At 58.0% G+C, this 26211-nt stretch carries 27 protein-coding genes; 17 read left to right on the top strand and 10 right to left on the bottom strand.

Annotated features, from left to right (window positions below; translation table 11 throughout):
* The first annotated feature begins 15 nt into the window (after positions 1-15).
* Positions 16-666 (top strand): HAD family hydrolase, encoded by a 651-nt coding sequence (locus ACA064_RS00295; protein ID WP_497671599.1) that lies wholly within the window; start codon positions 16-18, stop codon positions 664-666.
* Positions 667-737: 71 nt separating this feature from the next.
* Here ACA064_RS00295 and ACA064_RS00290 read toward each other — a convergent pair whose 3' ends face one another.
* Positions 738-1688, bottom strand: a complete 951-nt coding sequence (locus ACA064_RS00290; RefSeq protein WP_497671598.1) for a homoserine kinase — start codon at positions 1686-1688, stop codon at positions 738-740.
* Between the two features lie 61 nt (positions 1689-1749).
* On the bottom strand, positions 1750-2037 hold the full coding sequence (locus ACA064_RS00285; protein WP_497671597.1) for a DUF2782 domain-containing protein: 288 nt from the start codon (positions 2035-2037) through the stop codon (positions 1750-1752).
* A gap of 72 nt (positions 2038-2109) precedes the next feature.
* Between ACA064_RS00285 and polA the strand changes: the two genes are divergently transcribed.
* The gene (polA, locus tag ACA064_RS00280; protein ID WP_497671596.1) at positions 2110-4881 is read left to right on the top strand and encodes a DNA polymerase I; all 2772 of its coding nucleotides are present in this window, start codon (positions 2110-2112) and stop codon (positions 4879-4881) included.
* 287 nt (positions 4882-5168) lie between these two features.
* Here polA and yihA read toward each other — a convergent pair whose 3' ends face one another.
* Positions 5169-5810, bottom strand: coding sequence for a ribosome biogenesis GTP-binding protein YihA/YsxC (gene yihA / locus ACA064_RS00275; protein WP_497671595.1), 642 nt, complete (start codon positions 5808-5810; stop codon positions 5169-5171).
* Positions 5811-6001: 191 nt separating this feature from the next.
* On the opposite strand from yihA, the gene ACA064_RS00270 reads away from it, so the two are divergent.
* The 7 genes from ACA064_RS00270 (at position 6002) to ACA064_RS00240 (ending at position 13388) form a co-directional block, all read left to right on the top strand.
* Complete coding sequence (locus tag ACA064_RS00270; RefSeq protein ID WP_347903030.1) at positions 6002-6292, top strand: c-type cytochrome; 291 nt, start codon at positions 6002-6004, stop codon at positions 6290-6292.
* Positions 6293-6338: 46 nt separating this feature from the next.
* Entirely contained in the window at positions 6339-6944 is a 606-nt protein-coding gene (locus ACA064_RS00265) for a c-type cytochrome (RefSeq protein WP_497671594.1), read from the top strand.
* A gap of 199 nt (positions 6945-7143) precedes the next feature.
* Positions 7144-7791, top strand: coding sequence for a thiol:disulfide interchange protein DsbA/DsbL (locus tag ACA064_RS00260; RefSeq protein WP_497671593.1), 648 nt, complete (start codon positions 7144-7146; stop codon positions 7789-7791).
* Positions 7792-7805: 14 nt separating this feature from the next.
* Positions 7806-8681, top strand: coding sequence for an endonuclease/exonuclease/phosphatase family protein (locus ACA064_RS00255; RefSeq protein WP_497671592.1), 876 nt, complete (start codon positions 7806-7808; stop codon positions 8679-8681).
* The gene (locus ACA064_RS00250; RefSeq protein ID WP_497671591.1) at positions 8682-10811 is read left to right on the top strand and encodes a diguanylate cyclase; all 2130 of its coding nucleotides are present in this window, start codon (positions 8682-8684) and stop codon (positions 10809-10811) included.
* A 104-nt stretch (positions 10812-10915) separates the two neighbouring features.
* On the top strand, positions 10916-11695 hold the full coding sequence (locus tag ACA064_RS00245; protein WP_497671590.1) for an N-acetylmuramoyl-L-alanine amidase: 780 nt from the start codon (positions 10916-10918) through the stop codon (positions 11693-11695).
* A gap of 73 nt (positions 11696-11768) precedes the next feature.
* On the top strand, positions 11769-13388 hold the full coding sequence (locus ACA064_RS00240; protein ID WP_497671589.1) for an EAL domain-containing protein: 1620 nt from the start codon (positions 11769-11771) through the stop codon (positions 13386-13388).
* A 15-nt stretch (positions 13389-13403) separates the two neighbouring features.
* Here the strand turns inward: ACA064_RS00240 and ACA064_RS00235 are convergent, their stop codons facing one another.
* Together ACA064_RS00235 and algB are read right to left on the bottom strand one after the other, a co-directional pair.
* Positions 13404-15194, bottom strand: a complete 1791-nt coding sequence (locus ACA064_RS00235) for an ATP-binding protein (protein WP_497671588.1) — start codon at positions 15192-15194, stop codon at positions 13404-13406.
* Positions 15195-15204: 10 nt separating this feature from the next.
* Positions 15205-16551: a sigma-54-dependent response regulator transcription factor AlgB gene (gene algB, locus ACA064_RS00230; protein WP_497671587.1), complete on the bottom strand. Its 1347-nt coding sequence runs from the start codon at positions 16549-16551 to the stop codon at positions 15205-15207.
* Positions 16552-16991: 440 nt separating this feature from the next.
* Between algB and ACA064_RS00225 the strand changes: the two genes are divergently transcribed.
* The 5 genes from ACA064_RS00225 to ACA064_RS00205 all read left to right on the top strand — a co-directional run bounded on the left by ACA064_RS00225 (position 16992) and on the right by ACA064_RS00205 (position 21376).
* Complete coding sequence (locus ACA064_RS00225; RefSeq protein ID WP_497671586.1) at positions 16992-17279, top strand: hypothetical protein; 288 nt, start codon at positions 16992-16994, stop codon at positions 17277-17279.
* Positions 17280-17366: 87 nt separating this feature from the next.
* A complete protein-coding gene (locus ACA064_RS00220; RefSeq protein WP_003177151.1) occupies positions 17367-17531 on the top strand; it encodes a DUF1328 domain-containing protein in 165 nt (54 codons plus the stop codon).
* Positions 17532-17533: 2 nt separating this feature from the next.
* Positions 17534-17998: an inhibitor of vertebrate lysozyme family protein gene (locus ACA064_RS00215; protein ID WP_497671585.1), complete on the top strand. Its 465-nt coding sequence runs from the start codon at positions 17534-17536 to the stop codon at positions 17996-17998.
* 714 nt (positions 17999-18712) lie between these two features.
* Positions 18713-20044 (top strand): glutamate/aspartate:proton symporter GltP, encoded by a 1332-nt coding sequence (gltP, locus tag ACA064_RS00210; RefSeq protein WP_497671584.1) that lies wholly within the window; start codon positions 18713-18715, stop codon positions 20042-20044.
* Between the two features lie 102 nt (positions 20045-20146).
* Positions 20147-21376 carry a nucleoside recognition domain-containing protein gene (locus ACA064_RS00205; RefSeq protein ID WP_497671583.1) on the top strand — a complete coding sequence of 410 codons (1230 nt, stop codon included), beginning with the start codon at positions 20147-20149 and terminating at the stop codon, positions 21374-21376.
* Between the two features lie 39 nt (positions 21377-21415).
* Here ACA064_RS00205 and ACA064_RS00200 read toward each other — a convergent pair whose 3' ends face one another.
* Complete coding sequence (locus ACA064_RS00200) at positions 21416-22492, bottom strand: aminopeptidase (RefSeq protein ID WP_497671582.1); 1077 nt, start codon at positions 22490-22492, stop codon at positions 21416-21418.
* Positions 22493-22566: 74 nt separating this feature from the next.
* Here ACA064_RS00200 and ACA064_RS00195 point away from each other — a divergent pair, with 74 nt between their 5' ends.
* Complete coding sequence (locus tag ACA064_RS00195) at positions 22567-22983, top strand: PA0061/PA0062 family lipoprotein (RefSeq protein ID WP_497671581.1); 417 nt, start codon at positions 22567-22569, stop codon at positions 22981-22983.
* 40 nt (positions 22984-23023) lie between these two features.
* Positions 23024-23446 carry a PA0061/PA0062 family lipoprotein gene (locus tag ACA064_RS00190; protein WP_497671580.1) on the top strand — a complete coding sequence of 141 codons (423 nt, stop codon included), beginning with the start codon at positions 23024-23026 and terminating at the stop codon, positions 23444-23446.
* 7 nt (positions 23447-23453) lie between these two features.
* Here the strand turns inward: ACA064_RS00190 and ACA064_RS00185 are convergent, their stop codons facing one another.
* Both ACA064_RS00185 and ACA064_RS00180 read right to left on the bottom strand, forming a co-directional pair.
* A complete protein-coding gene (locus ACA064_RS00185) occupies positions 23454-23687 on the bottom strand; it encodes a DUF1161 domain-containing protein (RefSeq protein WP_497671579.1) in 234 nt (77 codons plus the stop codon).
* 205 nt (positions 23688-23892) lie between these two features.
* Complete coding sequence (locus ACA064_RS00180) at positions 23893-24324, bottom strand: OsmC family protein (RefSeq protein WP_497671578.1); 432 nt, start codon at positions 24322-24324, stop codon at positions 23893-23895.
* 242 nt (positions 24325-24566) lie between these two features.
* On the opposite strand from ACA064_RS00180, the gene ACA064_RS00175 reads away from it, so the two are divergent.
* Positions 24567-25568 (top strand): LLM class flavin-dependent oxidoreductase, encoded by a 1002-nt coding sequence (locus ACA064_RS00175; protein ID WP_497671577.1) that lies wholly within the window; start codon positions 24567-24569, stop codon positions 25566-25568.
* 62 nt (positions 25569-25630) lie between these two features.
* On the opposite strand, the gene ACA064_RS00170 is transcribed toward ACA064_RS00175, so the two are convergent.
* Positions 25631-25855, bottom strand: a complete 225-nt coding sequence (locus tag ACA064_RS00170; protein ID WP_497671576.1) for a DUF1161 domain-containing protein — start codon at positions 25853-25855, stop codon at positions 25631-25633.
* Between the two features lie 127 nt (positions 25856-25982).
* Positions 25983-26198, bottom strand: coding sequence for a dodecin (locus tag ACA064_RS00165; RefSeq protein ID WP_150642221.1), 216 nt, complete (start codon positions 26196-26198; stop codon positions 25983-25985).
* Positions 26199-26211: the final 13 nt, after the last annotated feature.

Raw genomic sequence — 26211 nt, 5'->3', positions numbered from 1 at the left:
TACTCAGGAATCACCATGCATTACCAAAGTGTTTTGTTCGACCTCGATGGCACCCTGACCGACCCTCGCGAAGGCATCACCCGTTCAATCCAGTTCGCGCTGAGCAAACTGGGGATTGATGAGCCGGACCTGACCAGGCTTGAACACTTTATCGGCCCGCCGCTGCTGCAAGCCTTCATGCAGTTCTACGACTTCGACGAAGCCAGAGCCTGGGAAGCGGTGAATTTCTATCGTGAGCGCTTCAAGGTCACCGGGCTGTATGAAAACCGCGTGTTCGACGGTGTCACGCCGCTGCTGGAAACTCTCAGCGGGCAAGGGCGACAGTTATATATCGCCACCTCGAAACCCTGGGTGTTTGCGCGGGAAATCGCCCGCCACTTCGACTTCGCCAAGCACTTCAAAGTGATCTACGGCAGCGAACTGGACGGTACTCGCACCGACAAAGTCGAGCTGATTCGCCATCTGGTGGCCGAAGAAGGCCTCGATCCAAGGGACACCTTGATGATCGGCGACCGCAAACACGACTTGATTGGCGCCCGACTCAACGGACTGGATGCGGCAGCGGTGGGTTATGGCTTTGGCAGCCGGGAAGAGCTGAACGCCGAACAACCGGCGTATCACTTCGAATCGCTGAGCGAATTGCATCGGGCGTTTTTGCCGCGCTGATCAAATCCGTTCGTCGGCAAGCTTCGCACCAGCCAGGTCAAATGCCAGCGCGGGGCTTGCCCACAATGCGATTACAGCGCGAATGGCAATGGCGTACGGATGGTCTGGCGTTGCACCAGGCGCTGCTGAAACTCCATCGGGTCATGAATCAGCACGTCTTGCCCGGCAAAGGATTCGGCGGCGATCAGGCGTGACAACCAGAAACGCACACAGGCCACCCGCAACATCGTCGGCCAGAGCTCGGCTTCGGCCGCGGTAAAGGGCCGCAATGTTGCATAAGCACCCAGCAAGGCCCGCGCACGCGGTCCGTCGATCAGCCCGGTTTCATCCGAACACCAGTCATTCAGGGCGATTGCCACGTCGTAGAGCATCGGTCCGGAACAGGCGTTGTAGAAGTCGATCAGGCCGGTCAGGTGTGTGCCTTCGAACATTGCGTTATCACGGAACAGATCGGCGTGGATATTGGCCCGTGGCAGTGCGAGGATTTTTTCCTTGCAACGATCGAACTCATCAAGAGCATCCTGCAGCAAGCCGCGTTGCTCCGAACTCAGCTTCGGCATCAACTGCGCACCTTCGTCCTGCATCCAGTCCAGACCGCGATCGGTCTTGCGCTCAAGGACTTTACCCAGGGTAGCCAGGTGCAGATGACCGAGCAGTTCACCCACCTGCACGCAGTGTTGGGCGTTCGCCTCTTTGACGTGCTTGCCAGCCAGTCGCGGTTGCAGCAGCGCCGGTTTGCCGGCGAGTTCGCGCAGGGCTTCTCCGTCAGTCGTGCGCAGCGCATAAGGCACCGGCAGATCGGCTTCATGCAGCACGTCGAGCAATTCGATGAAGAACGGCATTTCCTGGACCGGGCCGCGCTCCACCAGGGTCAGGACAAACTCACCCTGCTCAAGGCTGATGAAGAAGTTAGTGTTTTCACTACCAGCGGCAATCCCCTGGAAGTCAAGCAGGCGGCCGAGCCCGTAAGGGGCGAGAAAGGTTTCCAGCTCAGGCCGAGCCAGGGGGGTGAACACAGACATGGTTAAAACTGCCAGTACGGGCGCCGCGATCCAGCCAGCGCCGATTAAAGTTAAGAACGAGTTACCACTCGAAAATTTTCCACGACGGAATCAGCATATCCGGCTGGTCCGAGCGGATGAAGTTGCCATCGGAGCCATCGGCGCGCACCAGGAAGTACGGTTTACCGACACTCGGGGTGACCTTGATGGCGTACAGGAAACCGTTTTGGCGGTACTCCTGAATGGTCTTGTCGCCTTCAGTACGGATGGTTACATCCGGGTCCGCTGATGGCGCATCATCCGCAGCCATCACCGCCAAGGGCGTGATTGCAAACAAGCTGGCCAGCAGCAAGCGATTTAGTGTGCGCATGATAACCTTGTCCCTTTGTCTTCAACGGTCCCGCTATTCTAGCGCCGGACCCGCCGAAAAGGTTGATCCTGCATGAGCCAAGCCCCCCTCGTCCTGGTGGACGGTTCTTCTTACCTGTACCGCGCCTTTCATGCGCTGCCACCGCTGACCACCTCCAAAGGCCTGCCGACCGGCGCGGTCAAGGGTGTATTGAACATGCTCAAGAGTCTGCGCAAGCAGTACCCGGACAGCCCGTTCGCAGTGGTCTTCGACGCCAAGGGCGGGACATTTCGCGATGACATGTACGCCGAATACAAGGCCAATCGTCCGAGCATGCCCGATGATATGCGGGTACAGATCGAGCCTCTGCATGCGAGCGTGAGTGCCCTGGGCTTCCCGTTGCTGTGCGTCGAAGGCGTCGAGGCCGACGATGTGATTGGCACGCTGGCCCGCAGCAGCGCGGCCGCCGACCGACCGGTGGTGATCTCCACGGGCGACAAGGACATGGCGCAACTGGTCGACGGGCACATTACCTTGGTCAACACCATGACCGGTAGCGCGCTGGATGTGGCTGGCGTGAAAGAGAAATTCGGCGTCGCTCCCGAGCAGATCATCGATTATCTGGCCCTCATGGGCGATTCGTCCGACAACATTCCGGGCGTTCCGGGTATAGGACCCAAGACTGCTTCCGGCTTGCTGGTAGGGGTAAACGGTGGCCTGACCGAGCTCTATGCACAGCTCGATATCGTCCCGACCCTGCCGATCCGCGGCGCCAAGACCCTGCCGGCCAAGCTCGAAGAGCACAAGGAGATGGCATTCCTCTCCTATCAATTGGCGACCATCAAGATCGACGTGCCACTGGATATCGGTCTCGATGACCTGCAAATGGGCCCGCCGGATCACGACAAGCTTGCCGAGCTCTATACCCTGCTGGAATTCAAGAGCTGGTTCGAGGAGAACCAGCGCGATGCCAAGCGTTCCGGCCAGGAGGTCGCCGCTCCGGTCGCCGAAGAAGCCGCCGTCGATACCGAACTCAAGTACAGCACCATCCTCACCCAGGCGGACTTCGACCTGTGGCTGAAGAAACTCAACGACGCGAAGCTGATTGCCTTCGACACCGAAACCACCGGTATCGATGCCCAGCAGGCACAATTGGTCGGCCTGTCTTTCGCTGTACAAGCCAACGAAGCGGCCTACATCCCGCTGACCCATTCCTACATGGGCGTGCCGGATCAGCTGGATCGCGACACCGTGCTGCGCGCACTGAAACCGATTCTGGAAGACCCGAGCAAGCTCAAGGTCGGCCAGCATGCCAAGTTCGACATGAACATCCTGGCCAACTGTGCCATCGGAGGCGATCAGGCCTGCGGCATTTCGGTGCAAGGCATCGCCTTCGACACCATGCTCGAATCCTATGTCCTGGACTCGACGGCAACCCGTCACGACATGGACAGCCTGGCGCTCAAGTACCTGAATTACACCACCACCAGTTTCCAGGACATCGCCGGCAAGGGCGCCAAGCAGCTGACCTTTGACCAGATTTCTCTGGAACTGGCCGGGCCTTACGCCGCCGAAGACGCCGACGTCACCCTGCGTCTGCATCAGACTCTGCAAGAAAAACTCAACGCCATCCCAAGCCTGAGTAAGGTCCTGAGCGAAATCGAAATGCCGCTGGTGCCAGTACTGGCGCGGATTGAACGCCAAGGCGCGCTGGTCGATGCCAACTTGTTGGGCATACAAAGCGTTGAGTTGGGCGAGAAAATGATCGCTCTTGAGCGTGAGGCATTTGCCATCGCTGGAGAAGAATTCAACTTGGGTTCGCCGAAGCAATTGGGCGTGATCCTGTACGAAAAACTCGGCCTGCCGATTCTCAGCAAAACCGCCAAGGGCCAGGCCTCCACTGCCGAAGCCGTGTTGGCGGAACTGGCCGAGCAGGATTTCCCGCTGCCCAAAGTGCTGATGCAATACCGCTCCCTGAGCAAGCTGAAAAGCACCTACACCGACCGCTTGCCGGAGCAGATCAACCCGCGCACCGGGCGCATCCACACCTCCTACCATCAAGCAGTGGCGGCGACCGGGCGGTTGTCTTCCAGTGATCCGAACCTGCAGAACATTCCGATCCGTACCGCCGAAGGTCGGCGGATTCGCCAGGCGTTCGTCGCCCCCAAAGGCTACAAGCTGCTGGCGGCCGACTATTCGCAGATCGAACTGCGGATCATGGCCCACCTGGCCAAGGACGAAGGTTTGTTACATGCCTTCCGCCACAACCTGGACGTGCACAAGGCAACGGCCGCCGAGGTGTTCGGCGTAGAGCTTACCGAGGTCACCTCAGATCAGCGCCGCAGTGCCAAGGCCATTAACTTCGGCCTGATCTACGGCATGAGCGCGTTCGGGCTGGCCAAGCAGATCGGCGTCGATCGCAAGCAATCCCAAGCCTATATCGACCGCTATTTTGCCCGTTACCCAGGCGTGCTCGAGTACATGGAGCGCACCCGCGCCCAAGCCGCCGAACAAGGTTTCGTCGAAACCATTTTTGGCCGGCGCCTGTACCTGCCCGAGATCAATGCGAAAAACCAGGCCCTGCGCAAAGGCGCCGAACGTACCGCGATCAACGCGCCGATGCAGGGAACGGCGGCGGACATCATCAAAAAGGCGATGATCGCGGTGGACAATTGGCTGACATCATCCGGTCTGGACGCCAAAGTGATCCTGCAGGTGCACGATGAACTGGTACTTGAGGTTCGCGAGGATCTGGTCGACCAGGTGCGCGAGGAAATCCGTGGCCATATGAGTGCCGCGGCAGCACTCGATGTGCCGCTTTTGGTCGAAGTTGGTGTTGGAAACAACTGGGACGAGGCGCATTAAGGCGTCTTTCAGGGCTTTTTTGCTGCGGCATAGTGCCGCAGCAAAAGACCAGCAAAGGGCAATTAGTTCGGGAAATTCCAGGGCTTATTGCCAATAGTTTTTTAACTGGCGGAACTAAACCTGTGAACTACCACTCAGAGTTATTGAATGGCTGGTGAAGCCCTTCAATGCTCCTATGTTGTGTTAAGTGTTGGCAGATATCTGGACCCCGCCCTAGCGGTCCGGAGCTTGAACCCCGAACTTCTCCTCCCCATACGAAGTCCGGGGTTTTTTTTGCCTGCAATTCCTTACTCGGCCACTTCCGCGCCTTTATCCGCCAACTCCATCCAGCCCGCCAATACAGTGTAGGCGTCTTCCAGCCCCATGCGTTTGGGTGCCGAAAACAGCTGAATGGTAATGGTATCGCCCCAGCCCTTACGAATATCCGCCTGCACCTTGAGCAGGGTGTTTTTCGCTGCGCCGTAGGTCAGTTTGTCGGCCTTGGTCAGCAAAATGTGCATCGGCATGCCGCTGGCAACCGCCCAATCGAGCATCAGCAGGTCGAAATCAGTCATTGGATGACGGATGTCCATCATCAAAATCAAACCTTTCAAACTCTCGCGACCGCCCAAATAGGCTTCCAGGTGGCGCTGCCAGTGCAATTTCAGCGGGATCGGCACCTTGGCATAGCCATAACCCGGCAGGTCGACCAGGCGGCGATCATCGTCTAGCTTGAAGAAGTTCAGCAGTTGCGTGCGACCCGGAGTCTTCGAGGTTCGGGCCAGGCTGGCGTGAGTCAGGGTGTTCAAGGCGCTGGACTTGCCGGCGTTGGAACGCCCGGCGAAGGCTACTTCAAAGCCTTCGTCGTCCGGACATTGGTCGACTTTGGCGGCGCTGAGCATGAAGGTGGACTGTTGGCACAGACCGAGAATGGGGTTCTTGAGTTGCATGAGATATCCGATGTGGGCGGTGCCGAGAATGGACGCGGCGAGCAGTGTCGTTTCCGTTTCAGTAGCGCCAGTATATAATGCCGCAGATTTTGTGTGCGCTTTGTCCCAACGTAGGATGAAGTTCACGAGAGCGATTGACCTTGATTGCGCATTAGAACGCAGCACGCTCTCAACCCTGAAAAGGTCGTTTTATGACGAAATGGCTGCTAGCTGCCGGTGTCTTGATGCCGCTTTACAGCGCTCAGGCTACACAGGATCCGGAAGCTGTGTACAACCGTGTTTGTGGAGCCTGTCATTCCGGCCAACTCCCCACAGCGCCTCAAAAGGGCGATCAGGAAGCTTGGGCGCCGAGGTTGGCGCAAGGTATGGAGACGCTGGTGCAACACGTGACCCAGGGTTTCAAGGCGATGCCGCCGCGTGGTTTGTGCATGGACTGCAGTGCCGAGGATTACCGAGCAATCATCCAGTGGATGAGCGAGTGATCCCGGCCCATAACTCTTTAACCCTTAGCCGTAGTTGGATTAGCTGATGAACAAATTGATCGTGAGTCTGCTGTTAACCCTGGGGATCTCCGGCATAGCCAATGCTGCAGGCGATGCTACTGCTGGTCAGGCGAAAGCCGCAGTATGTGGCGCCTGTCATGGCCCGGATGGCAACAGCATGGCGCCAAACTTTCCAAAACTGGCGGGTCAGGGCGAGCGTTACCTGAACAAACAACTGCAAGACATCAAGTCCGGCAAGCGCACCGTCCTGGAGATGACCGGCCTGTTGACCAACCTCAGTGATCAGGATCTGGCTGACATCTCCGCGTACTTCGCCAGCCAGAAGGGCAGTGTTGGCGCCGCCGATCCAAAGGTTGTGGCTCGCGGTGAAGAGTTGTTCCGTGGTGGCAAGCTGGATCAAGGCATGCCTTCGTGCACCGGCTGCCACTCGCCGAATGGTGCGGGTCTCGCGGCTGCAGGCTTCCCGCATCTGGGCGGCCAGCATGCTCAGTACATCGCCAAGCAATTGACCGACTTCCGTGAAGGCGCTCGTACCAACGACGGCGACACGAAGATCATGCAAAGCATTGCGGCCAAGCTGAGCAACAAAGACATCGAAGCGGTGTCCAGCTACATTCAAGGCCTGCACTAAGGTCTGTTCGATCGGCGTTGCGCAAGGTGTACATCTTTCGCAACGTTAACGATCTATTAATCCGTCGATGCGAACATAAAAGGGTGGCTCAGGCTGCCCTTTTTTATGGCGGCTGCCGTTACACTAGCGAACTCAAGCCCATCCGGACCTGTCTGATTTCAGGTCACGCGAGGCGACCCCATTTGTCCAGGAGTAAAGCATGCGTAATCTGATTCTCAGCGCCGCGCTCGTCAGCGCCAGCCTGTTCGGCATGACCGCCCAGGCTGCCGGCGAACCGCTTGAAGCCGGTAAACAATATGTCGAGCTGAGCAGCACCGTGCCGGTTGCCGTACCTGGCAAGATCGAAGTAGTGGAGCTGTTCTGGTACGGCTGCCCGCATTGCTATGCGTTCGAGCCAACCATCAATCCCTGGGTTGAAAAACTGCCTGCCGATGTGAACTTCGTACGCATTCCGGCGATGTTCGGCGGAATCTGGAACGTTCACGGCCAGTTGTTCATCACCCTGGAAGCCATGGGTGTGGAGCACAAGGTTCACAAGGCCGTATTCGAAGCCATCCACGGTGGCAAGAAGCTCGCGACTCCGGAAGAAATGGCCGAATTCCTGGCAACCGAAGGCGTCGACAAGGATAAATTCCTGAGCACCTACAATTCCTTCGCCGTCAAAGGCAAGGTCGAAGATGCCAAGAAGAAGGCTCAGGCCTATCAGATCACCGGGGTACCGACCATGATCGTCAACGGCAAATACCGCTTCGACCTCGGCACGGCCGGCGGCCCTGAGGGTGCGTTGAACGTGGCTGATCAATTGATCGCCAAGGAACGCGCCGCACCCAAGGCTGTTGCCAACTAAGCGCGGCACTCGCCATGCGCCGCTGGGGTACTGAACGCATCGTTGGCCTGCATGAACCGCGGGTCAACGAGCATCATCTGGAATCGACTGGCCTCCCCGCCGACAGTCGTCTGCGTCTGCTCAGCTTCAATATTCAGGTCGGCATCAGTACCGAGCGCTATCGGCATTACCTGACCCGTGGCTGGCAACATCTGCTGCCGCATACCGGGCGTGCCGACAATCTGCAAAAGATCGGCAACCTGCTGGGCGACTTCGATCTGGTCGCCTTGCAGGAAGCCGATGGCGGCAGCCTGCGGTCGGGTTACGTCAATCAGGTCGAACACCTGGCCCAACTGGGCGCCTTCCCTTACTGGTATCAACAGCTCAACCGTAATCTCGGTCGCCTGGGCCAGCACAGCAATGGTGTGCTCAGCCGTTTGCGTCCTTGGGCTATCGAAGATCATCCATTACCTGGCCCGAAAGGCCGTGGGGCGATCCTGGTGCGCTTTGGCGAGGGACCGGAAGCGCTGGTCGTTGTCATGATGCATCTGGCGTTGGGCGCTCGTGCCCGAACCCTGCAGTTGGCCTATATCCGCGACATGATCGGTGGTTACCGGCATCAGGTGCTGATGGGCGACATGAACACCCATGCCAGCGATTTGCTGCAAAGCTCCCCCTTGCGCGATCTCGGCCTGTTGGCGCCACAGCTTGAGGCGACGTTCCCCAGCTGGCGTCCACAACGCTGCCTCGATCATATTCTGCTAAGCCCCAGCCTGACCCTGGAACGGGTCGAAGTGCTGGCCCAACCCATTTCCGATCACCTGCCGGTCGCGGTAGAGATTCGTCTGCCGGGTTCGCTCACGGCTGATGCATTGCCCGCATTGATTCCTGCCCCCTCGCGGATCCCTTGAATGAGCGACGAAGCACAGCGCTGGAAAGAAAAGTACCTCAAGAGCGTCGAACAACAGGAAAAGCTCGAACGTCGCTGGGATGCCCGTCTCGATTTGCTTCGCCGTGGCCTGGTCCGCAGCACACTGGCAGCGGAGGGCTCCGACCCGGCCGTTGACCTGTGCATGAAAGAAATGCGCGAGGTCGTTCGCACCGACGATATGGATGCGGGTCTGGCGGCGTTGCTGCCGCGCCTGGAAAAAGCCGTGCTCGATTCCGAGCAGCGCCGGGAAACCCGCATTGATCAAATCGGTTCCGCGCTGACAGCCCTGGTCGCTCAGCTACAAGCCTTGCCGCTGCCTCGAGAAGTGAGTCGGCCGCTCAAGAGCTTTGCCAAGCAACTGGACAGCCGCGTCGGCCAGGCCCGCGAAATCCCCTTGCTGCTCGGAGAACTCAGTGGCTTGCAAGGCCAGGCACTGAGCCTGCTGGATAATCCGGCAGAGCCCAGTCGTCCAGGTTTGCTGCAACGATTGTTTGGGGGCAGGGAAGCGGCTGAAGGCCTGACCGAGGCCGGCAATGGCTTGAAAGCTGCGCATGGCCAGCAACCCATGGAAGCGCTTCGAGAGCCCGTTGTCCGGGCTCTGGTTCCGGCCGAACCTGTACGCGAGTTCTTTCGGTCGAGTGTTGTCGCTCCCGCCGCTGTGGCAGGTGCGCAGGCAGTGGCCTCACAGGCCGCAGATCCCTCTGTAACGCTGGTTCCAGCTCCAGAGCCGGACTACAGCGCGCTACAATCCGAGGTGTTGGTTTTTGTCCCGCCTGTGCTGGACTTGCCAGCGCCGAAGATTGCCCTGCCGACAGCGGTTCAAGAACTGCCGCAGGCCGACTCCACGGCAGCACCGCAGCCCCCGACAGCCAGCACTGAAGTTGTTCAGGCGGTCAGCAGTCCTGATGAGCTGCTGCCTGCCGCCAACGAGCCGGAGCACGATGCACCAGCGTTGCCCGATAACCTGCCTTGCGCGTCGGTCATGCCGCAGTCGCTGACGGCTGTTGATTCGCAGACGCCTCAAGGCGACACCCTCTACGCCCTGCCTGACTCACCGGAGCCGTCCTACAGCTCAGTGGCCAGGCACATCGAAGATACGCTGGTCGGCCTGCTCGATGAGCTCAGCCTGCCCGAGCGCCATAAAGCGCAAGCCGAGGTTATGCGCCTTCGGTTGCAAAATGGCTTGAACTGGTACGAACTGCTGCCGATCCTCGATGATCTTGCGGTCTTAATGCTAGCAATCACTGACAGCGGCCAACATGAGTTCGAGGTTTACCTCAAGCAACTCAATGAACGACTCGAGTCATTCCAGAGCAACCTGCAAGCAGCCAGCGACGGCCATGCCGACAGCCGTTCAGCGGCACGTGAAATGAATACCCAAATACGCGAACAGGTCGATGGCCTGCAGAGCAGCGTGCAAGAGGCGGCGGATCTGAATGGTCTCAAGCAAGTGCTGGAGAACCATCTTGAAGGTCTGCTCGGCACTATGGATCAGCACCAGAAGCAACGTGATCAGCGTGAGCAGGAAGTTGCCGAGCGCCTGCAAGGGCTGGCCGAGCGAGTGGCAAGTATGGAGCAGGAAGCTCAGGGCTATCGTGAGCACCTTGAAGAACACCGGCAAAAGGCGCTGATCGATCCGCTGACCGGCCTGCCGAACCGCGCCGCCTGGAGTGAGCGACTGGATCACGAGGTCGCTCAATGGCAGCAGCACGGCCACCCCCTGCTGTTGGCCATACTCGACCTCGACCACTTCAAGCGCATCAACGATAACTACGGGCACCTGGCCGGCGACAAAGTGCTGAAACTCATTGCCGGAGTCCTGCGCAAGCGTCTGCGCGGCTCGGACTTTATCGCCCGGTTTGGCGGCGAGGAGTTTGTATTGTTGGTTCCCGACACGCCATTAGCGGTCGGAGCAAAACTAGCGGAAAGCCTGAGGACGGCCATTGAGGCGTGCCCGTTTCACTTCAAAGGGGAGCGGGTGACGATAACCGTCTCCATGGGCATGACGGCATTCAAACCAGGTGAATATAGCGATCTGGTGCTAAAAAGAGCCGATCAGGCGCTTTACCGAGCCAAAGCTATGGGTCGCAACAGTGTGGTACTGGACTGATCGTCAATTGTTCCATTTTGTTTAAAACACAGTTTTTTCGCCGGTTCTGCGAATGGCTGTACGTTACACTGTTGCATTATTGTCTTCAGCGATACTGCTCTTCCATGAAAATTTTTGCTCTCGTGCTGTCGCTTCTTGTAGTGGCCGGCTGCGCCAAAGGTCCGAGGATCGATACCAGTCATGTTTCGGTCAACCACGATAGCCGCATTCAGTTCGTGGTGCTGCATTACACCTCCGCTTCGCAGGAGGATTCGCTGGCCTTGCTGACCCATGGCGAAGTCAGCAGTCATTACCTGATTGGCGTCAACCCGCCGACCATCTACAGGCTAATGGATGAAAGCCTCCGGGCCTGGCACGCCGGGGAAAGTGAATGGCTAGGTCGAACCTGGCTGAACTCCAGCTCCATCGGCATCGAAATCGTCAATCCGGGCTTTCTCGATACACCCACCGGCCGTGTCTGGTACCCCTATACCGAAGGTCAGATCGAGGCATTGATCGTTCTGCTCAAGGACATCAGCAAGCGTTACAACATGGACCGACGCCATATCGTCGGACATAGCGACATCGCACCCATGCGCAAACTCGACCCTGGCCCGCTGTTTCCCTGGAAGCGCCTAGCCGACGAAGGACTGGGTATCTGGCCCGACACTCAGGCCGTGGCTCGCCAGCAATTATTGTTCGCGGCGCAGCTGCCGGGCATCAGTTGGTTCCAGAGCCAGCTGGCCCGCCTTGGTTACGCCACGCCTCAGACCGGAGAACTCGATGAGGGCACTCGTAATGTCCTGGCAGCCTTCCAGATGCACTATCGCCCGGCACGTTTTGACGGTGTACCGGACGCGCAAAGTGCGGCGATTCTTCAGGTGCTCAACCAGACAAAATATTGACGCCGCCGGGCGGTCCGCGCTATTTCTCCATCAGTTGCTATAACTCATTGGTAATCTTTTGGATCTCCAATAAATGCCAGCCGCTCGAGAGGCCCTACGAAGTTGGTTCTATCGCCCGTGGTTGTTGGCGATGCTGGCTGCTGTGCTAAGCGCCGCATTGCTACTGATGGCTAGTCTGAGTGTAGCCTTGCATCAGGTTCAGCAACGCGAAAGTGAGCAAATGAATGCTCAGGGAGAGCGCTTTCTCGAGCGCCTGGAACAACTGTTCGGCCAATTGCGAGAAGGCCTTGATGAACTGGAAGGCCAACCGCTGCGAGGCTGCAGCGGCGAAATGATCGCGACCTTGCAGCAGGTCAGCTTCAGTTACCGCTTTGTTTATGAAGCGGCCTACATCGATGACACACAGTCCTGCTCGAACCGTCCGCGCCAAGGCGGCCTCGCTGCCGCACGGACCCCGGACATCACCGGACCGACCTACAGCTATTGGCTGAACACCTCGACGGAACCCAATGAAAACCGTGCGGCATTGATGCTCGGACGCGGCAATTTTCGTGTGGCGACTTCCCGCGGTCATCTGACCGATATGGTTGACCTGCCTCCCGGCAGCAGCTTGCTGGTAGTGCTCGACCAAGGCACAAGGGCAATCCCGGTGCTGGGCTCCGCGCAACCTTGGCCACCGACCCAGCCGTGGTCCGCGGTCAATAGTGATGCCCTGCAGGTGACGCATGATCGGCTGATTTACCAGATGCCGACCAACAACCCGGAATACCAACTGGTACTCATTGCTCCACGCACCAGCCTGCAGGTCGGAATGTCCGGAGCCTGGCGCTGGTTGTTACCCATCAGTCTGTTGTTGGCGATCTTGATCGGATGGTTGGTCCTGCAGCTGGCTCGCCAGCGTCAATCACTGGGCGGCGAGTTGCAGGGTGCCTTGCGCCGTGGTGAGTTACAGGTCTTGTATCAACCCATTTTCGATCTGCGCAACCGGCAATGTGTTGGAGCTGAAGCACTGCTGCGCTGGCGCCGGCCGGACGGTACCTTGACCAGCCCGGACCTGTTTATCCCCCTGGCGGAAAACACCGGGCAGATACGCCAGATCACCGACTTTGTATTACAGCGCCTGCTGGAACAATTGGGTCAGCTATTGCGGTCCAATCCGCAGCTGTACATTTCAGTCAACCTGGCGGCCTGCGATGTGATGGTGCCTCGTGTCGGGCAGGTCATGGCCCGTTTGCTGGCCCTGCATCGGGTGGCGGCGCGACAGATTGCCTTTGAAGTGACCGAGCGTGGGCTGATCGACGTGGACATCGCCCGGGACAACCTGCAGGCATTGCGCGATGTCGGCCATCAAGTGCTGATCGATGACTTTGGTACTGGCTATTGCAGTCTTGCCTACCTGCAAACCCTGCCCGTGGACTGCCTGAAAATCGACAAAGCCTTTATTGATGCCCTGGGACACGATGCCGCGAGCAGTGGCGTCGCACCGCATATCATTCGAATGGCGCATGCCCTGGAACTCAAGGTGATTGCCGAAGGCATCGAATATGAATCCCAGGCCTCTCTACTGAGCAGCGAGGGAGTGAACTTCGGGCAGGGCTGGCTGTTTGCCCATGCCCTGAGTGCCGTGCAGTTCATCGAGTTGATCACCCGGGGTCGCCGAATAGCGCCGCGGCGCCTGGATGATGAAGCCTGAATGCGCACCGAATGCCTATAACGGCAGTGCCATATAAAACTGCGTGCCTTGCCCCGGTCGTGAGTAGACGCCCATGCGCCCACCGTGCAGTTGTACGATTTCCTTGCACAATGCCAGACCCAGACCGGCACCGCCCTTCTTGCGCCCGACCTGTACGAATGGCTCGAAAATCCGCCCCTGTTGGCCGTAAGCTATGCCTTCGCCGTTGTCCTCGACACTGATAATCACCCGCTCGCCGTGTCGACGGGCCTGCAATCGGATCTGCCCGTCCCGGCCAGTATGACGCAGCGCATTGCCAATCAGGTTATCCAGCACCCGTTCGAGCTGAGACTGGTCAGCTTGCAACCAGGGCAGTGGCGATTGCACCTCCACCCGCAAATCGATGCCTTGCTCGCTGGCTTGCTCAGCGAAACGACCTTGGGCCTGATCAAGCAGATCCATGATAGGGCATGGCGCAAGCGTGAGCTTTTGCAGGCCGTTCTGATAACGCGAGAAGTTCAGCAGGTCGTTGATCAACTGCATCAAGCGCTGCATTTCTTCATTGACGGTTTTGAGCAGGTCGGCCTCGCGGGAGTCGTCGGCAAAATGCACACGCTCCTGGAGCAAACCAAAGGCCATGTGCATTCCGGTGACGGGTGTGCGCAGCTCATGAGAAGCACGTAACACGAACTCACTGCGGACTCGTTCGAAGGTGCGCTGTTCGGTGACGTCGTGCAAAACCATGACCGCACCGAGTATGTGCCCTTGGGTATGACTGACCGGTGTCAGGCTGTAGGTCAGCAGCCGCGACTCGCCATCGACTTCGATACTCAAATCCTCCGGTGCGCGCTCCAGACTGCTGCCGCGCAGCACCAGTTGCAGTTCGTCATCAAGCTCTGGACGTTCAAGAGCAGTGCCCAAACCCTGACCCAGTCGCTCCTCGTCCCAACCCAATTGTCGTTGTGCCACCGGGTTGAGATGCTCCAGGCGCCCTTGTCGGTCAATCATCAGCAGGCCGTCGTCGATACTGTCGAGCACTGCCTGCAAACGTTGCTGACCAGCGAGCAACTCATCGATATTTGTCGCCTGATGCTGGCGCAGGGCTTCGGCCATAATCCCGAAGCGACGGGTCAGTAGATTCATTTCCGCCGCCGAGGAAATTGGTAGCGTTACCTCGAAATTGCCCTGGCCGATATTGTCCGCCGCCTTGGCCAGCGCCTCGATGGGCGCGCCGAAGCGTTGGGCGATGCCATGGGCGGTGATAAAGCCGATGATCAGTACCGCCAGGCCCACCAACCCGAGTAGCCCGCTGATCAGCAGCGCACGTTCTCTTGCCTGGATTTGGGTTTGATTGATGTTGTCCAGTGCTCGCTTGTGTTCAGCGATCAAGCCATTGCGCAGCACATTGAATTTTTCGGCCAGGCTCGGGTTTTCGCTCAGGTTTTGCAACTGCACCTTGGCGCGGTCGTACTCGTCGAGAAAGCTCAGATAGTCTGCTCGGGCCTGGGTAAAGCCGTGGTACTGATCATTCATGCCTTGCTCGTGCCGAATGCCTTGATCGAGCAACTCGAAGTAATGCTGCCTGGACGCCTCCAACGCTGCCGAGTCAGGCTTCTCGTTAAGCATGAACATAAACTGATCGCCCAGGGTCTGTCGCAGCTTCAGTCCTAGATCGAGGGTGATGAAATTGCTGCGGATCAGCGACTCCTGGCTACTGGCCATCTGCATCACGCCGACGAGCCCGAGCAGCAGCCCGAGCAAGGCGACGGTGATCAACGCCGAAATACTCAGAAACAGCCGAGTACGCAGCTTCATCGCGAGCTTCATTGGGCGCCGCTCATAAGTTGTACTGTTTGCGTTTTCGGTACAGCGTCGAGGCATCGATGCCGAGCGTTTTGGCGGCTTGATCAAGGGTGTCGCTGGTGGCCAGAACTGCACCGATATGGGCTTTTTCCAGCTCGTCCAGGCTCAACGCTGCACCGATCCGCGGAGCGTTGTTGATTGGCTGCTCAGCCATGCCCAAATGGCTGATTTCTACCCGTTCCTGTGGGCAGATGATGCTCGCGCGCTCGACCACGTTGCGCAGTTCGCGGATGTTGCCCGGCCAGCGATAGTTGAGCAGCGCCTCACGGGCTTGATCACTGAAACCGCGAGCCGGCCGTGCGTATTCCTTGACGAAGCGGGCCAGGAAGCGATCCGCCAGGGTCAGAATATCCTCGCTGCGCTCGCGCAGAGGCGGTAGGTGCAAGGTGATGACATTCAACCGATAGAGCAAGTCTTCACGGAAACGCCCCTCTCGGACCATGTCTTCGAGATTGAGGTTGGTGGCCGCAAGGATCCTTACATCGGCTCGACGCGTCACCGGGTCGCCGACCCGTTCGTACTCCTTGTCCTGAATGAAGCGCAACAGCTTGGGTTGCAAGGCCAGGGGAAAGTCACCGATTTCATCGAGAAACAGAGTCCCGCCGTCAGCCTGGTTGACCCGACCCAATGTGCTTTCGCTGGCACCGGTGAAGGCCCCCCGGCTGTGGCCAAACATCTCGCTTTCCATCAGCTCGGCGCTCAGCGATGGACAGTTGATGGTGACACAGGATTTCTTCGCGCGCTTGCTCCAGCCATGAATGGCTTGGGACAGTTCGCCTTTACCAGTACCGGACTCGCCGAGGATCAGAATATTGGCATCGGTACCGGCAACCTGGCGTGCGGTTTCCAGAACCACTTTCATCGCCGGGCTATGGGAGTCCAGGCCGTCCTTGGGTTTGCGTACTTCGCCTTCGAGCGCCTCCAGCCGCGCCGAGAGCTGACGCACTTCCAGTTGCTTGGCTGTGGCGAGGCGCAATTGGTCCGGGCTGCAAGGCTTGACCAGATAATCCGCGGCCCCAGCCTGGATTGCATCGACGGCGGTATCCACGGCGGAATGGGCAGTGACGATCACTACTCGCATCCAGGGCGCCTGGATACGCATCTGTGCCAGAACATCGAGGCCATTGTCTTCGCCCAGGCGCAGGTCGAGGAAGCACAAGTCGAATACCTGACGTTGCAACAACGCGTCAGCTTGAGCCGCGCTGTTGGCGGTGGCCACGGTATAGCCTTCATCCTCCAGGCAGTAGCGGAAGGTGCGAAGAATGGCGGATTCATCATCCACTAGAAGAATACGCCCCTGATGCTCCGTGGCTGATTCCATTTCCTGCGCTCCTTAATGAATGATCTTATGTTAGTCCCGAAAAAATCGGGCAAGTTGCATGGTCAATCTTGGTCCAATCCGCAGCGGCCGGGTTAGCTATCTATTCAAAATAATACTAACCGTATGATTCAGTTGGTTTTTTAATAAAACCCAACAATTCAACGCTCCCCCACTCTCCCTTGTGACACCCGCGATCTCCGTTGTCTCCAAAAATTTTTCGAATGCCTGGCCATAGATCGTGCAATACGCACGACGTATGGCGTGCCATCGTGCAAGATGCGTTTGAAAGTATTTTTCATTAAGTCATAACTTATTGATTTTAATCGGTTTATTTCAAATAAAAAGCTGGCATGCAGGCTGCAATAGTCTGATTAACCAAAGGCGCTTCCAATTTTTAAGAAGTGCCCTCGAATGACCACCAGTGTGGGAGGAGCTTCAGGATGATTCGCCAACGTCTCGCCCAATTGCCTATCTCGCCTCTGCATCTGCAGCAAGGGCTGTTTGCCAGTCTGGCACTGCTTCTCACGCTGATGGGTGGTCAGCAGTTCCAGCGCTGGGATCAGAGCCAGCAAGAAGTGGCGCCACGCTTGGCGACCCAACACACCACGCAAACCCATTTCAGCGCAGTCAGCAGTCGGTTTGCTGATTCCGCCCCCCTGCATCTGATGGACGTTGACCAGGCACAACCTGTGACCGAGTCGCCTGATCAGGAACGCTGGGTGTTTTAGTACCAGGACTTGGCGCGCGTTGCTCGGCGCCGGGGATCGTAAGAAGTAAACGCAATACCTTTAATTAGATGCGTAAGGAGAATCACCATGTTGAGCTGGGCAATCACATTCTTGATCATTGCCATCATCGCTGCGGTATTGGGCTTCGGTGGTATCGCGGGCACCGCCACGGGTATCGCCAAGATTCTTTTTGTCGTGTTCCTGGTGATGTTTATTGCTTCCTTCTTCTTTGGCCGTCGCGGCCGAGGCTGAACATGAGCGTTTCGTTAAAGACATTGGCAGCCGCCCTCTTGCTGGGCGGGAACGCCATGGCGATGGCTGCCAATGACGGTCAGGCACGGGTCAGCCAGTTACTGGCCGCGGACCCGCAGTACCGTGAGACCTGGCAGGACGTCGTGAAAAAGGAAGAGCGTCTACCTGAGTGGGTCATTAACCTGTCAGGTGATGCCGAGCAAATGAATGCCGTTGAAGAAGATGGCGAAAAGTACCTGGTCGGCCCGCTTTGTGAAACCTCGCAGAGCTGCCTGAACAAGCGCCTGATCGTCGCCTTCAGTTTCGACAAGAAGGATGCCTACGCCATGTTGGTCGAAGTGCCGCAAGGCCTTCCCGCTGACAAATCGCCGACGCGACACGCCGAATATCGTTTCCTCGGCAAGCCTGACGATGGCATGCAGGCCTTGTTGAAAGAACAGCTGAAGAAAGATCCAAACTGGTACTGAGTTCAATCCAGGAAAGAAGTCGGGACATTTACTTCTTTCTTTTGCGCCACCCGAGGAAGGCAGGCGTATGACCAAGGGGCCGGGACGTTCTGATCGATGCGGATTGGAGTGACCTAGGGGTACATGGGGTGCCTCCGCAAGGGCCGGGTCAGGAAATGCGACGCAAGCTCGCAAGCCACTCAAGGCTAGGCGGGCTTGCGTTGTGTTTGAACACTCAAAGGCTTGTCCTTGAGCGTTCCGCTGAGTCCTCATGCTTATCCTGTGAAAAATTCCCTCGTTGCTCTTCCCAACCGTTTCGCGGTGTTTCATCGCGACCGTATATCGAGAAACTTGGCGCTGACTCCAGCGACGATTTCGCCATTCGCTGTAGGTTATTTCCCTGAATTTCGTCGTACTTCATACCATCAATAAATCCCAAATCTCCCCTGCGATGGCCGGTTCACGGCACCTATGCCTGCCGATATGTCGTATTCGAACCGGCTGGGACGATGGTTTTGTTTGAGAAATCTCATGCCGATTCGGCATAGGGTAGGCGTTTACGGCATTAGACGCGCCCCTCTTGCATCGGAATAGTTGCGCCTTTTTTCGCCTGCCGAAGAGCCGAAAATGCTCGCTCGCGGTGACCTTATACGGGGGCAGATGCCCCGACTTTTTCGCAATTGAGCGTTCCAGTTTGTGCATCTTCCCGAGTCAACTTGAAATAAGGGTAACGATATGAAGAAGGCAAGACTAAGCCTCGCCTGGCAGATCCTCATCGGTCTGGTGTTGGGGATTGCAATTGGGGCGCTGCTCAACCATTTCAGTGCCGAAAAAGCCTGGTGGATCAGCAACGTCCTGCAACCGGCGGGCGATATCTTTATCCGTCTGATCAAGATGATCGTGATCCCGATCGTGGTCTCGTCGCTGATTGTCGGCATTGCTGGCGTAGGGGATGCGAAGAAACTCGGGAGCATTGGTCTCAAGACCATTCTTTACTTCGAAGTGGTGACCACCATCGCCATCGTTGTCGGCCTGGTGTTGGCCAACGTGTTCCATCCGGGCGCGGGTATCGACATGAGCACCTTGGGTACTGTGGATATTTCCAAGTACCAGGCAACTGCCGCCGAGGTTCAGCATGAACATGCGTTCATCGAAACCATCCTCAACCTGATTCCTTCGAACATCTTCGCCGCCATAGCCCGTGGCGAGATGCTGCCGATCATCTTCTTCTCCGTACTCTTCGGTCTTGGCCTGTCGAGCCTGCAGTCCGATTTGCGCGACCCGCTGGTGAAGATGTTCCAGGGCGTGTCGGAAAGCATGTTCAAAGTCACCCACATGATCATGAACTACGCCCCGATCGGCGTATTTGCACTGATCGCGGTGACCGTCGCCAATTTTGGCTTCGCGTCCCTGCTGCCGCTGGCCAAGCTGGTGATCCTGGTCTACGTGGCCATCGCCTTCTTCGCTTTCGTGGTGCTCGGGTTGATCGCTCGCCTGTTCGGCTTCTCGGTGCTCAAGCTGATGCGCATCTTCAAGGATGAGCTGGTACTCGCTTACTCCACCGCAAGCTCGGAAACCGTGTTGCCACGAGTGATCGAGAAGATGGAAGCCTACGGCGCACCGAAAGCCATTTGCAGCTTCGTGGTACCGACCGGTTATTCCTTCAACCTCGACGGCTCGACGCTGTATCAAAGCATCGCGGCGCTCTTTATCGCCCAGCTGTATGGCATCGACCTGTCGATCAGCCAGCAATTGCTGCTGGTGCTGACCCTGATGGTCACCTCCAAAGGCATCGCCGGTGTTCCGGGCGTTTCCTTCGTGGTGCTGCTGGCGACCCTGGGCAGTGTCGGGATTCCATTGGAAGGGCTGGCGTTCATCGCCGGTGTCGACCGCATCATGGACATGGCCCGTACCGCGCTGAACGTGATCGGCAATGCCCTCGCCGTATTGGTCATCTCGCGCTGGGAAGGCATGTACGACGACGCCAAAGGCCAACGTTACTGGAACTCCCTGCCACACTGGCGCAGCAAAGAGCCGCTGCCAGCTGGCGAGACTTCCACTAACTAAGGCCCTGTAAAGGCTGACCAAACCAGACCCCGGGAAACCGGGGTTTGTTGTTTCTGGCAATCGACCGCTATCATTCGCCGCATCTTTTGGGGGATTTACCTGATGCTCAATGGCCTATGGCTTAGCTTCTTCATCGTGGCTGCCGTTTCGGCACTGGCGCAGTGGTTGATTGGGGGCAACGCCGGGATCTTCTCGGCGATGGTGGAAAGCATTTTCGGCATGGCCAAGTTGTCGGTGGAGGTCATGGTCCTGCTGTTCGGCACCCTGACCCTCTGGCTGGGCTTTTTGCGGATCGCCGAAAAGGCCGGGATCGTTGACTGGCTGGCCAAGGCACTCGGTCCACTGTTCTTGCGCCTGATGCCGGAAGTACCCGCCGGCCATCCGGCCATTGGCTTGATCACCCTGAACTTCGCCGCCAATGGCCTGGGTCTGGACAACGCGGCCACGCCGATCGGCCTGAAGGCCATGCGTGCCTTGCAGGACATTAACCCCAGCGCGACCACGGCGAGCAACGCGCAGATCCTGTTTCTGGTGCTCAATGCCTCGTCCCTGACCCTGCTGCCGGTAACGATCTTCATGTACCGCGCCCAGCAAGGCGCTCCCGACCCGACATTGGTATTCCTGCCGATCCTGCTGGCCACCAGTGCCTCGACACTGGTCGGCCTGCTGTCGGTGGCGGTCATGCAGCGCCTGAGGCTGTGGGACCCTGTGGTGCTGGCCTACCTGATCCCGGGTGCATTGCTGCTGGGCAGCTTCATGGCCTTGCTGGCGACGCTTTCCGCGACAGCGCTGGCCAGCCTGTCATCGATTCTCGGCAACCTGACATTGTTCGGCTTGATCATGCTGTTTCTGGTGATCGGCGCACTAAGGAAGGTCAAGGTCTACGAAGCATTCATCGAAGGCGCCAAAGAAGGCTTCGATGTGGCCAAGAACCTGCTGCCGTACCTGGTGGCGATGCTCTGTGCGGTGGGCGTGCTGAGGGCATCCGGGGCGCTGGACTTCGGCCTGGACGGGATTCGTCACCTGGTGGAATGGCTCGGCTGGGATACTCGCTTCGTCGATGCCTTGCCCACGGCGCTGGTCAAACCCTTCTCTGGCAGCGCCGCCCGCGCCATGTTGATCGAAACCATGCAGACCCAGGGCGTGGACAGCTTCCCGGCGCTGGCGGCCGCAATCATTCAGGGCAGCACCGAAACCACCTTCTATGTGCTGGCGGTGTACTTCGGCGCCGTCGGCATTCAACGCGCCCGCCATGCGGTTGGTTGCGCCCTGCTGGCGGAGTTTGCCGGCGTGGTGGCGGCGATCCTGGTGTGTTACTGGTTCTTCGGCTAATTCAGAAGCAGGCAGCCCAAGCGGGTTTATGGGTGCGGTTCAGCCAGCTATGGCGCCGGGCTGCGCCAGCCTGGCCAACACCGCCTTACGCTGCAGCAGCGGTAACATGCCGAGCTTTTCAACCTCGGCATAAAACCTCGGCCAATCACCTCCTGACTGCCGGAACAATTCGGCAAACGCCGGTACCCATTGGTCGTACAAACCAAAGGGCAGCAGCTTGGCGTTGTTCATCGGCGCATTGATCCAGGCATCGTAACGGTTAGCGCCGGCCCATTGGCTATCGCGCAACTGACGATACTCGCTGCGCAATCGCTCAAACTCGGCGGCTTTGCGCTGGCGCATCTGCTCAGTCGACAACGGCAATGCATACAGTTGTTCAAGCCGCGTGCGCGTTTCGAGGACTAGCTGAATGAATTGCTCGCGCTGCCGCATTTCGGCCCCACTGAGCGGTGGTAATCCACGGGCCGCACGCCATTGACGAGTCCCTTCCTGCTCGACAAAGGTGGCGAAGGATTCATTGAACTCGGTATCGTCTTTCACATAAAAACGCTGATGCGCCAGCTCATGGAAGATCAACGTTGCCAAGCGCTCATCGCCCCAGTGCATCATCGAGCTGATGATCGGATCGTTGAACCAGCCCAGGGTCGAGTAGGCCTCCACCCCGCCGATCGACACGTCCATGCCTTGCTGACGCTGCAACGCAGCCTCACCCCGCGCCGCCCCCAGGCTGTAATAACCGCGATAGGCCACACAACCGGCAATCGGGAAACAATGATTTTGCGGAGTCAGGGAAAACTCGGGTGTGGCGAACACGTTCCACACCACAAATGGCCGCCCGATATCGGCGTACAGCCGGTAACTTTTATTGTCCGGCAGGTGCAGGTGCTGGCTGGCGAATTCGCGGGCCTTCTGAGAACGGGCCAGATGCTGGCGAAGTAGCGGGTCGCGGGCCGGATCGGCAATCACCTCGGCCACCGGCTCACGCGCACGCAGCAACTGCCACTGACCGCTGGCCAACTGGCTGTAATAAGTGACGCTCGAACAACCGTTCAGCAGTAAAAGCAGCAACCAGGGAAACCAAAGGCCAAACTTACGGTCGAGTACCCCATGGCTCATACGCTGCCTATCCAAATCGAATCGTCCTGTGAGTGTCTGCTTGCAAGACTATCTCGCCTACCCGGAGCTTCGCTATGCGCAAGTTAATGCTAACGAGTGGCCTGCTGATGTTAGCTGGCTGCGCTGGACTGCCCGACCCAGATCCGACACAAGCCTGGATCGATCTTGAGACCCATCAGGACACGGCACTGCAAGCTCTGGAAGTCGACGATAAAACTTCGACCGACAAACGTTTTTTCGAGGTCCCGCCCGGCAGCCATGAGCTGACCGTGCGTTATCAATTCCCTGTGGAGCCGACCAATATCGGCCCGAACGCCGCCGAACCGCTCTGGCGTGACTGTCAGTTGAGTGTGAAATTCAAGGATTTCAACGCCGGCCAGCGTTATCAGCTGCAAGCCGGGAACATTGGTTTCCGGCCATGGGCCAAGCTCTATGACCAACAGCGCAAAGTAGTTGGCCAAGGGCAGCCGGCAGGCTGTCAACGCACCTGATCGGCGCTATGCTGAAACCCTGACCGTTCGGGATTTCATCATGCGTACGCCACTGCTGTTACTCGCCCTCGGTTCTCTCGCCGCCTGCGCCAGCAGCCCGTTGCCGCCGGTCGACCCGCAACTGGCCTGGGTCGACCTCGCCACCCCGACCCCGGGCGGCAAAATGGTCATGGCTGAGCGCCTGGACAAGCAAAAGTTGCGTGACGGGCGGTTTTTCCAGGTCACTCCCGGCAGCCATGAGCTGCAAGTACGCTTCGACTTCGAAATTTACGGTGGTGGGGTGAACGTGATGGCCACCCCGCAGGAGCGTATGTGTTACCTGACGGTGCGCTATGACCACTTCGAAGCGGGCCAGCGTTATCGCCTGGAAGCCCGCTCGCTGGCCTTCAACGCCAGTGCCCGGCTGTATAACGCCAAGCGCGAGATCGTCGCAGAAGATCGAGTGGTGAATTGCGTGCCTTGATCGGCAGCTATCTATCGTTTCGTTGATAGATGATTTTCTTGGTGCCGTATTCACAGCTACCGACCACCATGTTTTTGTCGTGCACCTCTTCATTGCTGACAATTTCCAGGGTGTAGGACGCCACGTTGTTGGACTGAATCTTCGCTTCGATCTCGGCCTTTAGCTCTTCACAGGATTTCGGTGCTGCCAGAGCCGAAGTGGCCAGAGCGCTACAGATAACCGCCAAAGCAAAACGTTTCATGGTTAAAGCTCCCTAGATACGGCGCGCAAGAGCATGCGCTACAGCCGCAGTCACTCATTCGACCACAGTTTTACAAATGTAGGGGCGAGCTTGCTCGCGATGGACTCAAGATCGGCGCGTTTATTCAGACAACACGCGTTATCGTTAACGTCCATCGCGAGCAAGCTCGCTCCTACAGGGGACCAGCGTACGGTTCAGTCGCGAATCAGCTAACCAACTCTCCATCCAGCGTGATCTTGGCATTCAACACCTTCGACACCGGGCAGCCTTCTTTGGCTTTTTTACTCAGCTCGTCGAATTGCTGCTGAGTGGCGCCAGGGATTTTCGCCTTGAGCGTCAGATGCACAGCGGTAATCGCAAAACCACCGTCGACCTGGTCCAGCGTCACCTCGGCATCGGTATCGATGCTGGTAGCTTTGAGGTTGGCCTCGCCGAGAATCATCGAAAACGCCATGGAGAAACAACCCGCGTGAGCGGCGCCAATCAGCTCTTCCGGATTGGTGCCCGGGCCGCCTTCGAAACGTGCCTTGAAGCCATAAGGTGCATCTTTCAGGACCCCGGTTTCAGTCGAAATAGCACCCACGCCGGTTTTCAGATCACCTACCCAATGAGCCGATGCTTTCTTTTTGATACTCATCTCTGTCTCCTCAAGATCCAGCGCGAGAGGGTCGCGCCTTCATGGTTTTCCGTTGCTAGGGTTCTGAGGATAGAACGACTGGCAAAGTTCATCTTGTCGGATCGAACCGCTTATCTGGTAGGCAATTTCAGTTCAGCTATTGAAACTCGGGTATATGCCCACATTTCATAGAACAGGCTAGTAGACATCGGCAGGTTTTGGCTCGTGACAAAAGCCTGCGCACCCATTGGAGAAGCAGGTTTATGAAACAACTGTCTGATATCAAGTTCTCGACCCTCGATCTGGTGCCTGTGCGTGAGAACGGCAGCCCGGCGCAATCGCTGCACAACTCGCTGGACCTGGCGCAACACGTCGAGAAGTTCGGCTACCAGCGTTTCTGGGTCGCCGAACACCACAACATGGATGGCATCGCCAGCTCCGCGACCGCGGTCCTCCTGGGTTATCTGGCGGGCGGCACTTCGACCATTCGGGTCGGCTCCGGCGGCGTGATGCTGCCCAACCATGCACCGCTGATAATCGCCGAGCAGTTCGGCACCCTGGAAAGCCTGTACCCGGGACGGATCGATCTCGGCCTGGGCCGTGCACCGGGTTCCGATCAGATGACCGCTCGCGCCCTGCGCCGTGAACGCTCCGGCAGTGCTGATGATTTCCCCGAAGATGTCGCCGAACTGATGCGCTACCTCGGCCCGCGCACCCCTGATCAAAAAGTGATCGCCGTTCCGGGTACCGGGACCAATGTGCCGGTCTGGTTGCTGGGGTCCAGCCTGTTCAGTGCGCAACTGGCCGGGGAGCGCGGGTTGCCTTACGCCTTCGCCTCACATTTCGCTCCGCGTTACATGCATGAAGCGATTCGCGTTTACCGCAACCACTTTAAGCCTTCGGCAGTGCTCGACAAGCCGTACGTGATGCTCGGCGTGCCGCTGGTAGCCGCGGACACCGACGAGCAGGCCGATTACCTGGCGACCTCGGTCTATCAACGGATTCTCGCCCTGATGCGCGGCCAGAGCCTGGTGCAGCGCCCACCGGTGAAAAGCATGGACGGCCTGTGGCTGCCCCATGAGAAAGAAGCGGTAGCCAGTTTCCTTGGTTTGGCGATGGTCGGCAGTCCGGATAAAATCCGCGCCAAACTGGAGGTGCTGATCGAGCAGACGGGAGCCGATGAGCTGATTTTCACCTGCGACCTGTATGAGCATGCCGATCGGCTGCACTCCTACGAGTTGCTGGCGCAGGTGATGAAGGGCTGACGGTCAAAAAGCACTCATAAAAAAGCCGACGCAACCGCGTCGGCTTTGATGTCCAGGCAGGATTAACCTTGCTTGTAGACGATTTCCTTAGCGCCCTTATCACAGGTGCCGACCACTTTGCCGCCAGCCGCTGTGCCTTTATCGACGATTTCCAGCGAGTAGTTCGCGATGCCTTTGGCATCGAGCTTCGCTGCAATCTCAGCTTTCAACTCTTCGCACGGCTTGCCATCTGCAAGGGCTGTTCCCGCAATGCTCAACAAACCTAACGCCAATATGAATTTTTTCATCGCTCGCTTCCCCTGGTCAAATCAAAACGGGGCGTCGACGTTCTTCGCTGACGCGCCCAAGACTGCGGCGCTTTGCCATTCCCTATGGCAATCTGCCAGCGCACAAGTTCAGAAGCCTAGTTGAATCTCAACTACTGGCAATCCGGAAGCCGACTTTAAGCGTTACCTGAAAGTGGTCCACCTTGCCGTCCTTGATGTGCCCGCGGGTCTCCGTCACCTCAAACCACTCCAGATACTTCAGACTTTTGTTGGCTTCGGCCAACGCGTTATTGATGGCGTCTTCGATGCTGGTGGTGGAAGATCCAACCAGTTCGACTTTCTTGTAGGTGTGATGGTCAGTCATGTCGTTCTCCTGA

This window comes from Pseudomonas sp. LBUM1658, from assembly GCF_059716055.1.
Note: the sequence above shows the minus strand (reverse complement) of the source record. Positions and strands in the feature narration are given on the sequence as shown.